Genomic DNA, 13,074 nt, shown 5'->3' with positions numbered 1-13,074 from the left:
TTGCGTGGATGAATTAGTCCATTTTCTCTTGGAATGGAATGTCTGCCTCATTTTTTATGGCGTTCTTGCGCAGGCTCGCTATGATGGGGCAGAGAGGGTACCCATAGATGAGCCTGGACAGAGCGACGATGGACGAACGGGTACCTCGCGACTTCGAGACGCTGCGCGCCACCATCCTGGACCGGCGCGAAAGCCTCCCGAAACGCATCGCCCAGATCGCCGCCTACGCGCTCGACAATCCCGACGATATCGCCTTCGGCACCGCCGCCAGCATCGCCGCTTCGGCCGGGGTGCAGCCGTCGACCCTGATCCGCTTTGCCCAACAACTCGGCTTCGACGGTTTCACCAGCCTGCAGCAGGTGTTTCGCGAGCGGCTGCGCGAGCGCAACTCGTCCTATGACGAACGCCTGCAAGCCCTGCGCGCCAAGGCCGAGGGCGGCGCCGGCCACAGGTCGATCTTCGACGGCTTCGTCGCCGCCGCCAGCACCTCGCTCAACGACATTTCGCGCACGCTGGATGACGCGCATCTGGAAGACGCGATTTCCCTGCTGGCAAAGGCAGAGACCATCTACGTGCTGGCCAAGCGCCGTTCCTATCCGGTGGCGTCCTACATCGCCTATGCGCTGGGCAAGCTGAAGATCCGCAACCAGCTGATCGAATCGGCCGCCGGGCTGAACGCCGAGATGATCGCATTCGCCACGCCGGCGGATGCCGTCATTGCCATCAGCTTCTCGCCCTACGCGCCGGCCACCATCGATGAGGCGCGCAGCATTTCGGAACAGGGCGTGCCGATCGTCGCCATCACCGACAGCTCGTTTTCGCCGCTTGCCCAGTTCGCCCGGGTCTGGTTCGAGGTTGCCGAAGCCGATTTCGCCGGCTTCCGCTCGCTGTCGGCGACGATGGCGCTGGCCATGTCGCTGACCGTCGGCGTCGGCGAGAAGCGGCGCAGTACGGGCAAGAAGCGCAAGGCCTAGCAGGCCTTCTTTGTTCTTTGACCACGATCTTTTCCGAAACCGGCGGCCACTTCTCGGGATCATGCTCGGGCAATTTTAGAGCGGGGAACGCTCATTCCATATTGACTATGGATTGGAATTATTATTTCATATTCCCGGCGCCACGCTGCCGCTCGCGCGTGTACCCCAAAACAACAAGGCCGACGGGAGGTTCCAATGAGCGAAGCCGTGGACGCGAAACAGGCGCCGCTCGACGTCATCACCATCGGTCGTGCTTCCGTCGACCTTTACGGCCAGCAGATCGGCTCGCGGCTGGAGGACATCACCTCGTTTGCCAAGTCGGTCGGCGGCTGCCCGGCCAACATTTCGGTCGGCACGGCGAGGCTCGGCCTGCGCTCGGCGCTGCTCACCCGCGTCGGCGACGAGCAGATGGGCCGCTTCATCCGCGAACAGCTTAAGCGCGAAGGCGTTTGCGTCGACGGGCTGAAAACCGACAAGGAGCGGCTGACCGCGCTGGTGCTGCTGTCGGTCGAGGATGAAGGCGTTTCGCCGATGATCTTCTACCGCTCGGACTGCGCCGACATGGCGCTGGCGCCGGAAGACGTCGACGAAGCCTTCGTCGCCTCGGCGCGCGCCATCGTCGTCACCGGCACGCATTTTTCCCGCCCCAACAGCGACGCCGCCCAGCGCAAGGCGATCCGCATCATCAAGGCCAAGGGCGGCAAGGTGGTGTTCGACATCGACTATCGGCCGAACCTCTGGGGCCTGGCCGGCCATGCCGAAGGGTTCGAGCGCTATGTCAAATCGGACCGGGTCTCGGCCCAGTTGAAGACGGTGCTGCCCGATTGCGACCTGATCGTCGGCACCGAAGAAGAGATCATGATCGCGTCGGGTGCCGACGATTGCCTGAGCGCGCTGAAGACGATCCGCTCGCTGTCTTCGGCGACCATCGTTCTAAAGCGCGGCGCCATGGGCTGCATCGTCTATGACGGGCCGATCAGCGACGATCTGGAAGACGGCGTCGTCGGCAAGGGTTTTCCGATCGAAATCTACAATGTTCTCGGCGCCGGCGACGCCTTCATGTCCGGCTTCCTGCGCGGCTGGCTGGGTGGCGAAGACCATGCGACGGCGGCGACCTGGGCCAATGCCTGCGGCGCCTTCGCCGTGTCGCGGCTGCTCTGCGCGCCGGAATACCCGACCTTCGAAGAATTGCAGTTCTTCCTCAAGAACGGCAGCAAGCATCTCGCCTTGCGCAAGGACGAGGCTATCAACCACATCCATTGGGCGACCACTCGTCGCCGCGACGTTCCCTCGCTGATGGCGCTCGCCTGCGACCATCGCATCCAGCTCGAGGATGTGGCGGCGAAGGCCGGTGCTGATCCCGCACGCATCCGCGATTTCAAGGTTCTGGCGGTCAAGGCGGCGGCGAAGGTTGCCGCCGGCCGCGACGGCTACGGCATGCTGATCGACGAGAAGCATGGCCGCGAGGCGATGTTCGAATTCGCCCGCCATCCCTTCGCCTGGCTCGGGCGGCCAGTCGAATTGCCGGGATCGCGGCCGCTGCGTTTCGAGTTCTCGCAGGACATCGGCTCGCAACTCGTCGAATGGCCGGTCGACCACTGCATCAAGTGCCTGTGCTTCTATCATCCCGACGATCCGTCGGCGCTGAAGGAAGAGCAGCAGCAGAAGCTGCGCGCGCTGTTCGAGGCCGCGCGGAAAGTAGGCAGAGAACTTCTCATCGAGATCATCGCCGGCAAGCATGGTAAGCTCGACGACACGACGATCCCGCGTGCGCTGGAGGAACTCTATGCGCTCGGCATCAAGCCAGACTGGTGGAAGCTCGAACCGCAGGCTTCGGCAGCGGCCTGGGCCAAGATCGAAGCGGTAATCCTGAAGCACGATCCGTGGTGCCGGGGCGTCGTGCTGCTTGGCCTGGAAGCGCCGCAGGACGAGCTGGAAGCGGCTTTTGCCGCGACCGCCAAGGCGCCCATCGTCAAGGGGTTTGCCGTCGGCCGCACCATCTTCGTCCACGCGGCCGAACAATGGCTGGCCGGCAAGATGTCGGATGACGAGGCGATCGCCGACATGGCGTCGCGCTTCGAACAGCTGACCGAAGCGTGGCTTGCCGCGCGCGGCCGCAAAGCAGCATAAGAAGGCGCGGCATAGGACTGCGGAGGAAAACACCATGAGCAAGACAATCCGCCTGACGATGGCGCAGGCGCTGACCCGCTTTCTGAGTAAGCAGATGACCGAAATCGACGGCAAGAAAGTCCCGATCTTCGGCGGCGTCTGGGCGATTTTCGGCCACGGCAATGTCGCGGGCATCGGCGAAGCGCTCTACCAAGTGCGCGACGAACTGCCGACCTTCCGCGCCCACAACGAACAGGCGATGGCGCATGCGGCGATCGCCTATGCAAAGGCCAATTTCCGCCGCCGTTTCATGGCGGCGACCTCATCGATCGGCCCCGGCGCGCTCAATATGGTGACGGCGGCGGCATTGGCCCACGTCAACCGGCTGCCGGTGCTGTTTCTGCCCGGCGATGTCTTCGCCAACCGCATCCCCGATCCGGTGCTGCAGCAGGCGGAGGATTTCTCCGACGGCACCGCTACGGTCAATGACTGCTTCCGTCCGGTGTCTCGGTACTTCGACCGCATCACGCGGCCCGAACAGATCATCCCGGCGCTGAACCGCGCGATGCAGGTGCTGACCGATCCGGCCGATTGCGGCCCGGTGACGCTGTCGCTGTGCCAGGACGTGCAGGCCGAAGCCTATGACTATCCCGAGAGCTTCTTTGCCGAGCGCGTCTGGCACCAGCGCCGGCCGCGCCCGGACCGCCACGAGCTTGCCGCCGCGGTGGCGGCGCTCAAGGGGGCGAAAAAGCCGCTGGTGATCGCCGGCGGCGGCGTGCTTTATTCGCAGGCCTCGGATGAGCTGGCGAAATTCGTACAGGGCGCCGGCGTTCCGGTCTGCGAGACGCAAGGCGGCAAATCCTCGCTGCCGGACGACCATCCGCTCAACATGGCGGCGGTCGGAGTCACCGGCACCTCGGCCGCCAACCGGCTGGCCGAAGAAGCCGATGTCGTGCTGGCCATCGGTACGCGGCTGCAGGATTTCACCACCGGCTCGTGGGCGCTGTTCAAGAATTCCGGCAAGACCATCATTGGGCTCAACGTGCAGCCTTTCGACGCCGGCAAGCACAGGGCGCTGCCACTGGTCGCCGATGCGGCCGAGGGGCTCGCCGAACTCGGCGCGGCGCTGAAGGGCTGGAAAGCACCGGCAAGCTGGACCAACAATGCGGCCACCGGCAAGAAGGCCTGGCAGGCCGAGGCGGCCAAGGTGACGGCGTCGACCAACGCCGCCTATCCTTCCGACGCCCAAGTGATCGGCGCCGTGCAGCGCGCGCTGGGATCCGGCGTGACGCTGCTGCATGCCGCCGGCGGCCTGCCCGGCGAATTGCACAAGCTCTGGCAAGCAGGCGCGCCCGGCTCCTACCACGCCGAATACGGCTTCTCGACCATGGGCTACGAGATCGCCGGCGGGCTCGGCGCCAAGATGGCGAAGCCAAACGAGGAGGTCGTCGTCATGATCGGCGACGGCTCCTATCTGATGCTGAATTCCGAGATCGCCACCTCGGTGATGCTCGGCCTCAAGCTGACCATCGTGCTGCTCGACAACCGCGGTTATGGCTGCATCAACCGGCTGCAGATGGCGACCGGTGGCGCCAACTTCAACAATCTCCTGAAGGACTCGCGCCACGAGATCCTGCCCGATATCGACTTCGCCGCGCATGCGGCGAGCATGGGGGCGATTGCCGAGAAAGTACCGTCGATCGCCGGGCTGGAAAATGCCCTGGAAAAGGCAAGGAAGAACAACCGCACCACCGTGCTGGTCATCGACACCGATCCGCTGGTTTCGACCGACGCCGGTGGCCATTGGTGGGATGTCGCGGTGCCGGAGGTCTCGGCGCGAGCCCAAGTGAATGCGGCGCGCAAGGCCTATGACGAGAAGCGGCAGATGCAAACCATTGGCGATTGATGCCAACTCTGCCTTGAATTGAAATGACCGGGCGAACCCGGTCCGAATGGCCTGAAACTGGAGTGACGACTTGAAAGCCAAACTGGGCATGTCCCCCATTGCGTGGTGGAACGACGATCTTGCGGAACTCAGCGATGACGTGTCGCTGGAAGAGTGTTTGCGCCAGTCGCGCTCGGCCGGTTTCACCGGCATGGAGATGGGCCGGCGGTTTCCCAACGATCCCGATGTCATGCTGCCGATCCTCAAAAAGGCCGACGTGACGCTGTGCGGCGGCTGGTTCTCGGGCACGCTGGTCGATGGCGAGATGGCTGACAACAAGGATCGCATCCAGCCGATGATCGATCTGTTCAAGGCGGTGAACGCGCCTTGCATCGTCTATGGCGAGGTCGGCCGCTCGATCCAGGGCGACCGCTCGAAGCCGCTTGCCACCAAGCCGAAGCTGTCGGACGACGAGATGAAGGCCTATGCGAAACGCCTCACCGAGTTCGGCGAATGGTGCGCGGAACAAGGCATGCCGCTTTCCTATCACCACCACATGGCGGCGGTGGTCGAGACCGAGCCGGAACTCGATGCCTTCATGAATTATTCCGGAGCCGGCATCCCGCTGCTGCTCGATGCCGGGCACCTGGCCTTTGCCGGCGGCGATGTCCTGCGCGCCATCGACAACCATCACAAGCGCATCAGCCATGTGCATGTGAAGGACGTGCGCATGGGCGTGATCGACAAGCTCGATCGCAGCAAGCAGTCCTTCCTCGACGCCGTGGCGCTGGGCGCCTTTACGGTGCCGGGTGACGGCTCGCTGGATTTCGGCGCCATAGTGCAGCGGTTCGCCGACCATGGCTATGAGGGCTGGTTCGTGGTCGAAGCCGAGCAGGATCCGAAAAAGAACCCGCCGCTCAAGATGGCTGAGGTCGGCCACAAGGAATTGATGCGGGTGATGATGGCGGCCGGCTATACGGTCGAGACACAAGGTTTCCCCAATGCCTGACGCGCTGGTTCTCGGCGAAGCCGGGTTGCTGTAGGCTGGCCGGATGAAAGATTCCGAGCACCCGTTTTTCCGGCCTTTGTGGCGGCGCGTCGCCGTCGTCGCCGTCTGCGTCATCTGGTCGATCATCGAATTCGCCACCGGCACGCCGTTCTGGGGCGTGATCGCGCTCGGCTTCGCCGGCTACGCCGTCTGGCAGTTCTTCTATCTCTACAAACCGGCCGACGAGAGCAAGGCAACGGCCGAGGCCGAACCGAAGGAGTAACCCGGATGTCGAAACTGCTGGTGAAGGCCGACAAGGGCCATGGCCGCGTCGCCCATGTGACGCCGCAAATCGCAGGCTGGACCTATGTCGGTTTCGACCTGCATCGGCTGAAGCCCGGCGAAAGCGCCTCGGGAAAGACGGACGATCGCGAGGTCTGTCTGGTGTTCGTCACTGGCACGGGCAACGCGACGGCGGGCGGCAAGGACCTCGGCCTGCTCGGTGAGCGCATGTCGCCCTTCGAAGGCAAACCCTGGTCGGTCTATGTGCCCGAGGGATCGGACTGGTCGGTTACGGCAGACACCGAGCTGGAACTCGCGGCCTGCTCGGCGCCAGGCCTCGGCGGCGGTCTGGCGGTGCGCGTGATCAGACCCGACGATCTCGGCCAGGAGGTGCGCGGCAAGGGCACCAACACGCGCTACGTCACCAACATCCTGCCGGAAGGCAAGCCGGCCGATTCACTGCTGGTGGTCGAGGTCATCACGCCCGGCGGTCACACGTCGAGCTACCCGCCGCACAAGCACGACCAGGACAATCTGCCGGCCGAATCCTATCTCGAGGAAACCTATTATCATCGCCTCAACCCGCCGCAGGGCTTTGCCTTCCAGCGCGTCTACACCGACGCCGACAAGAACGGCCACCGGGCGCTGGACGAAGCCATGGCGATCGAGGATGGCGATGTCGTGCTGGTGCCCAAGGGTTATCATCCCTGCGCCGCCTGCCATGGCTATGACCTCTATTATCTCAACGTGATGGCCGGGCCGAAGCGAACGTGGAAATTCCACAACGCGCCCGAGCACGAATGGTTGATGAAAGCCTAATCGGTCATGCCTTTCGGATGAAGCTATTGGTCCAGCTTGGAAAAATCGTCGGCTAAGGACCGCCTGGGTCGATTTGCCTTCGAAAACCTTCAAAGCTTCGTCAATCCGTCATGGAAATCACCTATGGCAACGGGGCCAGTGCATGTCGCCCAAAAATGTGCAGCGGTTTTGGGATGACGACATGCGAAAAACAAAGACTTAAAGCGCGTCGCACCATCTCTTCAAACGCGGCGCGCTTTAACGAGGACTTCTCATGCGCTACGCCATCTATTTCACCCCCCGGCAGGACGAGCCGCTGGCGCGGATCGCCGCCAACTGGCTGGGCCGCGACCCGTTCGGTGCCGCGACAAGGCCGGTGGAGGCGGTGGCCGATCTGTCGGCGGCGGAAGTCGCCTTCCATACCGCTTCGGCGCGCCGCTACGGTTTTCACGCGACGCTGAAAGCCCCCTTCGGGCTGGCTGCCAACGAGACGGAGGCCTCGCTGCGCGCGGCACTCGACCATTTTGCCGAAGCAACGCCGGTGGTGACGATCCCGCGCCTTGTCCTCAGCCAGATCGACAGCTTCTTTGCGCTGGTGCCGGAAGGACCGCTGCCTCCGCTCAACCGCTTCGCCGATGATGTCGTGCTCGGCTTCGACCGGTTTCGCGCGCCGTTGACCGAGGCGGAGATCGAGCGGCGCAGCCCGGATTCGCTGAAGCCGGCCGAATTCCGCAATCTCTGCCAATGGGGCTATCCCTATGTCTTCGAGACCTTTCGCTTCCACATGACGCTGTCCGGCCGGGCGGGGCCACAGGAAAGCCCTCGTCTTCGCCTAGCAATCGACAGCCTGTTCGCGGAGGTGCTGCAACAGCCGGTGCTGGTGGATGCGCTGACGCTGTTTGTCGAAACCGAGCCGGGCGCACCGTTCATGGTGCTGTCCCATCACGCGCTCGGGCGCCGCGCCGCCAGAAAAACTGCCTGAATAACCTGCCGGAACAACCCCAACCGGAATAAGCAAGGACTGCCTGAAATGACCGCCGAAACTGTTCTGACCAACGCGCGCATCGTGCTTGCCGACGAGATCGTCGAGGGTTCGCTGGTGCTGCGCGACGGCTTTATCGCCGGCATCGATGCCGGCACCGGCCACACCGGCGGGAACATGGCCGGCGAGGACATGGGCGGCGACTATATCATTCCCGGGCTGGTCGAACTCCACACCGACCATCTCGAAGGCCACTACGCACCGCGGCCGAAAGTGCGCTGGAACCCGATCGCCGCCGTGCTCGCCCATGACGCGCAAGTGGCCACCGCCGGCATCACCACGGTGCTCGATGCCCTGCGCGTTGGCATGGACGAGGACGCCGACCTGACATCGGACGACATCCGCAAGCTGACCGACGCGATCGAGGACAGTGTCCAGCAGGATCGCCTGCGGGCCGACCATTTCATCCATCTGCGCTGTGAGGTTTCGGCGCCGGACTGCCTCAAGGCCTTCGCCAATTTCGACGGCGACGAACGGGTGAAACTGGCATCGCTGATGGACCACGCGCCCGGCCAGCGCCAGTTCGTCAATCTCGAGACCTATGCCTATTACTACCAGCGCAAGCTGAAATTGACCGACCGCGACTTCAAGCTTTTCTGCGAAAAGCGGATGGGGGAATCGGCCGAGAATTCGAGACCGAACCGTGCGGTGATCGCTGCCGCCTGCCATGAGCGCGGCATCGTGCTGGCCAGCCATGACGACGCCACCGTTGGCCATGTCGATGAGGCGATCGAACAAGGCGTGCGCGTCGCCGAGTTCCCGACCACGGAGGAAGCCGCCAGGGCCTCGAAACAGGCCGGACTCGGCGTGTTGATGGGTGCGCCCAACGTCATGCGCGGCGCTTCGCATTCGGGCAATGTCTCGGCCCGCACGCTGGCCAGAGACGGGCTGCTCGACATCTTGTCGTCCGACTACATCCCTTTCAGCCTGATCCAGTCCGCGTTCTTCCTCGGCGACGTTGTCGAAGGCATTTCGCTGCCGCAGGCGGTCGCCATGGTCTCGAAGAACCCGGCCGAAGCAGTTGGCCTGACCGACCGCGGCATCATCGAGCAGGGCCGCCGCGCCGATCTGGTGCGCGTGCGTGTCGACGACCATGTTCCGGTCGTGCGCACGGTCTGGCGGCAGGGACGCCGGGTCGCATGATGGTGTCGGCCTTGATCGAGCGTGAATTGTCCGCCGAAACGTTTCCGATCCGCGACGGCGTCTTCGTCGCCGTCGTCGGCCCAAGCGGCGCCGGCAAGGATACGGTGATCGGCTATGCCCGCGCCCGTTTTGCCGACGAGACCCGGCTGGAGTTCGTTCGCCGCGTCATCACCAGGCCGAGCGATGCCGCGAGCGAGGATCACGACACGCTGGCCGACGCTGCCTTCGTCGAAGCCGAAGCCGATGGCGCCTTCGCCATCTCCTGGGAGGCGCATGGTTTGCGTTATGGCATCCCGGCCGATGTCGACTGGTCGGTCGCCAATGGCCGTGTTGCCGTCGCCAACGTGTCGCGTGCGATCATCCCGGTCCTGCGCGAGCGCTACGCCAATCTGGCGATCGTCGAGATCACCGCCTCGCCGGACGTGCTGGCCGAGCGGCTGGCGATGCGCGGCCGCGAGTCACGCGGCGAAGTGCTGGCGCGGCTGGCGCGCAGCGCCAATGTGACCTTGTCCGGACCTGATGTCACCTCGATCGACAACAGCGGCCCGCGTGAGGCGGCCGGCGAGCGTTTCGCCGAGGTGCTGCGCAAGGCGATGGCCTTTTCGGACATGTCGGGCTTGATTTAGAGCCAATTGGCGCTTCATTTGCTTTTTCGCTGACGCCGGAGCGCTGTGTGGTGCTGACCGCATCATGATTCTGGACCGCGATCCGGGACGTGGAAATGATCTTCCAAAAGATCATGGTCAAACGAGACAATACAGGAAGCCTTCATGCAGACGCTGACACCCATCCTTTCGACGGTCACGGCGGCATTTCTGGCGTCCTTCGTCGAGGTCGTCGAGGCCTTCACCATCGTGCTCGCTGTCGGGGTGACGCGCAGCTGGCGCCCGGCACTGACCGGCGCCGCACTGGCGCTGGCGGTGCTGGCGGCACTGGTGCTGGCGTTCGGCCCGCTGCTGGCACTCGTACCCATCACCACGCTGCAGTTCGTCGTCGGGGTGCTGCTGATCCTGTTCGGCATGCGCTGGCTGCGAAAGGCCATCCTGCGCAGCGTCGGCGTCATCGCCCTGCATGACGAGGAGGCGGCCTTCTCCAAGGAGACCGCTGCCTTGCACCAGCAGGCCAACGACCGCCGCGCCGACTACCTCGCCGGGCTGACATCGTTCAAGGCGGTGCTGCTCGAGGGCGTCGAGGTGGTGTTTATCGTCATTGCCGTCGGCGCAGCACATGGGCAGACGCTTTACGCCAGCCTGGGCGCGCTGGCGGCGTTCGTCCTGGTGATGCTTATCGGCCTGGCGGTCCACCGGCCGCTGGCGCGCGTGCCGGAAAATGCGCTCAAATTCGTCGTCGGGCTGATGCTGACCAGCTTCGGCATCTTCTGGACCGGCGAAGGCATCGGCGCCGACTGGCCGGGCGCCGATCTCGCCTTGTTCGCCATCTTCGCCATCGTTGCGCTGGCGTCGTTCGCCATGGTGCGCTGGTTGCGCGGTGCCTACCCCACACTCACTGGAGGGCTCGCCCGATGAACGTCATTCGTCTTGCGGCCAAGGAATTCTTCGGCATGTTCGTCGATGACGGCAGTCTGGCGCTGCTGGCGCTGGTCCTGGTGGCCATCATAGCGGCGGCGGTGAAGCTGCTGGCGCTGCCGCCGCTTCTCGGCGGCGCCCTGCTGTTGGTGGGCTGCCTCGCCATCCTGTTGCAAAGCGTTCGCCGCGCCGCACGCGGGACCAATCGGTAGCGCTGGCGCTGGCGCGGCTGCTTTTAAGCTCCAAGCGCAAAGGGCATCAGCGACACGGTGCCAGTGACAGTTTCGCCTGGGGCGAGCACGATGATGCCCTCGTCCGGATCGTTCCATCCGCCCCGGTTGAAAGCGCCGGAGGCATTGGTCTGCGGTTCGACGCAGAAATACGGCTTCGTCGCGTCGGCGTACAGCATCAGGTGCTTGAAGACGGGATCGGCCTTGATGCGCAATCCTGCGCCGCGCGCCGGAAAGCGAAGCGTCGCCTCACCCGTCCAGCCGCCATAATCGTTGTTGCGCCAGCCGGCGGGTAAAGGCCGGCCGTCGGCGAAATCGAGTTCGGGTGCAAGCGTGATCGGATCGCCCGCGATGTTTTGCGGTTCTTCCAGATAGAATCGCGTGGCTTCGAACTGCAATGTGACGTCCGGGTCGCGATCGAACCAGGGATGCAGGCCAAAACCGAACGGCATGCGAACCGGCCCCGTATTGGTCAGCGTCATGGTCACGCTGAGCCCTTCTTCGGACACCACGAAAGCCTGCGTCGCGTGATAGGAGTAGGGCTCGAGGCCGGCTGCGATATCCAGCGACAGCGTTGCCTGGGCGTGGCCCGCCTGGGCGACGGTCCAGGCGTGTTTCCAGCCACTGCCATGCAGGTTGACTGTTTCGGGTGGATTGTTCGGCTGGACTTGCCAGCGCTTTGCTGCGAAGTCGAAGGCATTTCCAGCGATGCGGTTGGCGTAGGGCATCATCGGGAACATCGCCACGCCAAGCACGTTGCCCGCTTCGCGATCGTCATCGGAAAGCCGGCGCATGAGATCGATGCCGCGCCAGCGCAGCGCGCTCATACTGCCACCAATTTGCGGCACGAGGTCGACCTCAAGCGCCCCGGCCTTGAGCGTCAACGGTTCAGGAATTACACTCATCGCCTGCCATCCATCCACCATCGATATCAGGCATTTGGCCCGATGTGCGAGTTCAGTGGATCGCAGAAGAACACCGCGGCCGCAATCATTTCATCGATACAGCTGTGTCGGGGCTGGCGGTTATTCCGCGGCCGCACCGGCCACGTTCTTGCGAGCGGCATCGACCATCAGCCGCCGTGCCCGGAACACGCCCCATTGCTGGTCGACCAGCACGCCGATGAGGATGACGCCGCCCATTACCGCGAAGTTGAGGGAGGACGGAATGCCGAGCAGATTGACGAGGTTCTGCAGTTCCTGCAGCAGCACCGTGCCGAGGATGACGCCAATCAGCGAGCCCTCGCCGCCGCGCAGCGAGAAGCCGCCGAGCACTGCCGCGGCAATGGCATAAAGCTCGTAGAACTGGCCATGGCTGGCCGGCGAGATCGAGCGCGTGTACATGGCGAAATAGATCGCCGACAGCGCTGTCAGCACGCCACAGATGACATAGGCGGCCATGACGACGCGGCCGGTGCGGATGCCGGAATATTTCGCCGCCTCCTCGTTCTTGCCGATGGCGTAGAGATAGCGGCCGAACACCGAGCGGTGCAGCACCACCCACATGACGATGGCGATGACGACCAGCGCGATGAAGCTGTTCGGCACGCCCCAGGAGCGGCCGGCCGTGAGGAATTCCAGCTCAGGAAAATTCTGGCCGAAGGCGAAACCGGCGGTGCCGTCGGCGGTGTAGAAGCGGGCGACGCCGCGATAGATCAGCAGGCCGCACAGCGTGACGACGAAGGGCTGCAGCTTGAGCCGGGTGATCAGCCAGCCATGCACCAGGCCGATGATGGCGCCGAGCGCGATGATCAGCACGAAGGCCAGAGGCCAGTCCAGATCGCGCACGGCGATGAAGTCGATGAACAGCGTTCCCAGCAACGCGACCACCGAACCGACCGACAATTCGATGCCGCCGGTGATGATGACGAAGGCCTGGCCGATCGACAGGATGCCGAACAGGCCGATCAGGTTCGAGGTGTTGGCGAGATTGATCGGCAAAAGAAAGCGCGGATTGATGATCGCCACGATGGTGCCGACCACCAGGATCAGGATCAGCAGGCCGAGATCTTTCTTGCTCATCGTCTTCTCCCAAACGCCTGCTTGAACAGGTTCTACAAAGTGTTTCCCGCGACCGGGGCTACGGCAGAACAAAAAA

13 protein-coding genes are annotated in these 13,074 nt (G+C 63.9%); 11 read left to right on the top strand and 2 right to left on the bottom strand.

The features are described from left to right. Window positions 1–128: 128 nt before the first annotated feature. From ACFFNA_RS12655 to ACFFNA_RS12605, 11 genes are all read left to right on the top strand, one after another. Window positions 129–974 carry a MurR/RpiR family transcriptional regulator gene (locus ACFFNA_RS12655; RefSeq protein WP_167458532.1) on the top strand — a complete coding sequence of 282 codons (846 nt, stop codon included), beginning with the start codon at window positions 129–131 and terminating at the stop codon, window positions 972–974. Window positions 975–1,169: 195 nt separating this feature from the next. Continuing rightward, a complete protein-coding gene (locus ACFFNA_RS12650; RefSeq protein ID WP_378918629.1) occupies window positions 1,170–3,104 on the top strand; it encodes a bifunctional 5-dehydro-2-deoxygluconokinase/5-dehydro-2-deoxyphosphogluconate aldolase in 1,935 nt (644 codons plus the stop codon). Window positions 3,105–3,138: 34 nt separating this feature from the next. Further along, window positions 3,139–4,989 (top strand): 3D-(3,5/4)-trihydroxycyclohexane-1,2-dione acylhydrolase (decyclizing), encoded by a 1,851-nt coding sequence (gene iolD, locus ACFFNA_RS12645; RefSeq protein ID WP_378918627.1) that lies wholly within the window; start codon window positions 3,139–3,141, stop codon window positions 4,987–4,989. A 70-nt stretch (window positions 4,990–5,059) separates the two neighbouring features. Then, complete coding sequence (gene iolE / locus ACFFNA_RS12640; RefSeq protein WP_378918625.1) at window positions 5,060–5,977, top strand: myo-inosose-2 dehydratase; 918 nt, start codon at window positions 5,060–5,062, stop codon at window positions 5,975–5,977. Window positions 5,978–6,020: 43 nt separating this feature from the next. Then, window positions 6,021–6,239: a DUF3329 domain-containing protein gene (locus tag ACFFNA_RS12635; protein WP_378918623.1), complete on the top strand. Its 219-nt coding sequence runs from the start codon at window positions 6,021–6,023 to the stop codon at window positions 6,237–6,239. Between the two features lie 5 nt (window positions 6,240–6,244). Then, the gene (gene iolB / locus ACFFNA_RS12630; protein WP_378918621.1) at window positions 6,245–7,057 is read left to right on the top strand and encodes a 5-deoxy-glucuronate isomerase; all 813 of its coding nucleotides are present in this window, start codon (window positions 6,245–6,247) and stop codon (window positions 7,055–7,057) included. A gap of 253 nt (window positions 7,058–7,310) precedes the next feature. Further along, window positions 7,311–8,018 carry a DUF1045 domain-containing protein gene (locus tag ACFFNA_RS12625; protein WP_378918619.1) on the top strand — a complete coding sequence of 236 codons (708 nt, stop codon included), beginning with the start codon at window positions 7,311–7,313 and terminating at the stop codon, window positions 8,016–8,018. Window positions 8,019–8,066: 48 nt separating this feature from the next. Continuing rightward, window positions 8,067–9,221, top strand: a complete 1,155-nt coding sequence (locus ACFFNA_RS12620; protein WP_111545094.1) for an alpha-D-ribose 1-methylphosphonate 5-triphosphate diphosphatase — start codon at window positions 8,067–8,069, stop codon at window positions 9,219–9,221. After that, window positions 9,218–9,847, top strand: a complete 630-nt coding sequence (phnN, locus tag ACFFNA_RS12615) for a phosphonate metabolism protein/1,5-bisphosphokinase (PRPP-forming) PhnN (protein ID WP_167458510.1) — start codon at window positions 9,218–9,220, stop codon at window positions 9,845–9,847. The genes ACFFNA_RS12620 and phnN overlap by 4 nt, the downstream gene beginning before the upstream one ends. A 144-nt stretch (window positions 9,848–9,991) precedes the next feature. Next, entirely contained in the window at window positions 9,992–10,747 is a 756-nt protein-coding gene (locus ACFFNA_RS12610; RefSeq protein WP_378918617.1) for a COG4280 domain-containing protein, read from the top strand. After that, window positions 10,744–10,959 (top strand): hypothetical protein, encoded by a 216-nt coding sequence (locus ACFFNA_RS12605; protein ID WP_378918615.1) that lies wholly within the window; start codon window positions 10,744–10,746, stop codon window positions 10,957–10,959. The genes ACFFNA_RS12610 and ACFFNA_RS12605 overlap by 4 nt, the downstream gene beginning before the upstream one ends. Window positions 10,960–10,982: 23 nt before the next feature. Here the strand turns inward: ACFFNA_RS12605 and ACFFNA_RS12600 are convergent, their stop codons facing one another. Both ACFFNA_RS12600 and ACFFNA_RS12595 read right to left on the bottom strand, forming a co-directional pair. Beyond that, window positions 10,983–11,882 carry an aldose 1-epimerase gene (locus ACFFNA_RS12600; RefSeq protein ID WP_378918613.1) on the bottom strand — a complete coding sequence of 300 codons (900 nt, stop codon included), beginning with the start codon at window positions 11,880–11,882 and terminating at the stop codon, window positions 10,983–10,985. A 120-nt stretch (window positions 11,883–12,002) separates the two neighbouring features. Then, on the bottom strand, window positions 12,003–12,998 hold the full coding sequence (locus tag ACFFNA_RS12595) for an ABC transporter permease (RefSeq protein ID WP_111545098.1): 996 nt from the start codon (window positions 12,996–12,998) through the stop codon (window positions 12,003–12,005). Between the last annotated feature and the right edge of the window lie 76 nt (window positions 12,999–13,074).

Origin of the sequence: Mesorhizobium kowhaii (assembly GCF_042431665.1) — a bacterium.
Lineage (GTDB): Bacteria > Pseudomonadota > Alphaproteobacteria > Rhizobiales > Rhizobiaceae > Mesorhizobium > Mesorhizobium kowhaii.
This window is presented reverse-complemented; position numbering and strand designations above follow the sequence as displayed.

Bases quoted from the DNA above. Each gene is read 5' to 3' on its own strand.
- ACFFNA_RS12600 (WP_378918613.1), bottom strand. From the start codon at position 11,882: ATGAGTGTAATTCCTGAACCGTTGACGCTCAAGGCCGGGGCGCTTGAG.
- phnN (WP_167458510.1), top strand. From the start codon at position 9,218: ATGATGGTGTCGGCCTTGATCGAGCGTGAATTGTCCGCCGAAACGTTT.
- ACFFNA_RS12655 (WP_167458532.1), top strand. From the start codon at position 129: ATGGACGAACGGGTACCTCGCGACTTCGAGACGCTGCGCGCCACCATC.
- ACFFNA_RS12625 (WP_378918619.1), top strand. From the start codon at position 7,311: ATGCGCTACGCCATCTATTTCACCCCCCGGCAGGACGAGCCGCTGGCG.
- ACFFNA_RS12620 (WP_111545094.1), top strand. From the start codon at position 8,067: ATGACCGCCGAAACTGTTCTGACCAACGCGCGCATCGTGCTTGCCGAC.
- ACFFNA_RS12650 (WP_378918629.1), top strand. From the start codon at position 1,170: ATGAGCGAAGCCGTGGACGCGAAACAGGCGCCGCTCGACGTCATCACC.
- ACFFNA_RS12605 (WP_378918615.1), top strand. From the start codon at position 10,744: ATGAACGTCATTCGTCTTGCGGCCAAGGAATTCTTCGGCATGTTCGTC.
- iolD (WP_378918627.1), top strand. From the start codon at position 3,139: ATGAGCAAGACAATCCGCCTGACGATGGCGCAGGCGCTGACCCGCTTT.
- ACFFNA_RS12610 (WP_378918617.1), top strand. From the start codon at position 9,992: ATGCAGACGCTGACACCCATCCTTTCGACGGTCACGGCGGCATTTCTG.
- ACFFNA_RS12635 (WP_378918623.1), top strand. From the start codon at position 6,021: ATGAAAGATTCCGAGCACCCGTTTTTCCGGCCTTTGTGGCGGCGCGTC.
- ACFFNA_RS12595 (WP_111545098.1), bottom strand. From the start codon at position 12,998: ATGAGCAAGAAAGATCTCGGCCTGCTGATCCTGATCCTGGTGGTCGGC.
- iolB (WP_378918621.1), top strand. From the start codon at position 6,245: ATGTCGAAACTGCTGGTGAAGGCCGACAAGGGCCATGGCCGCGTCGCC.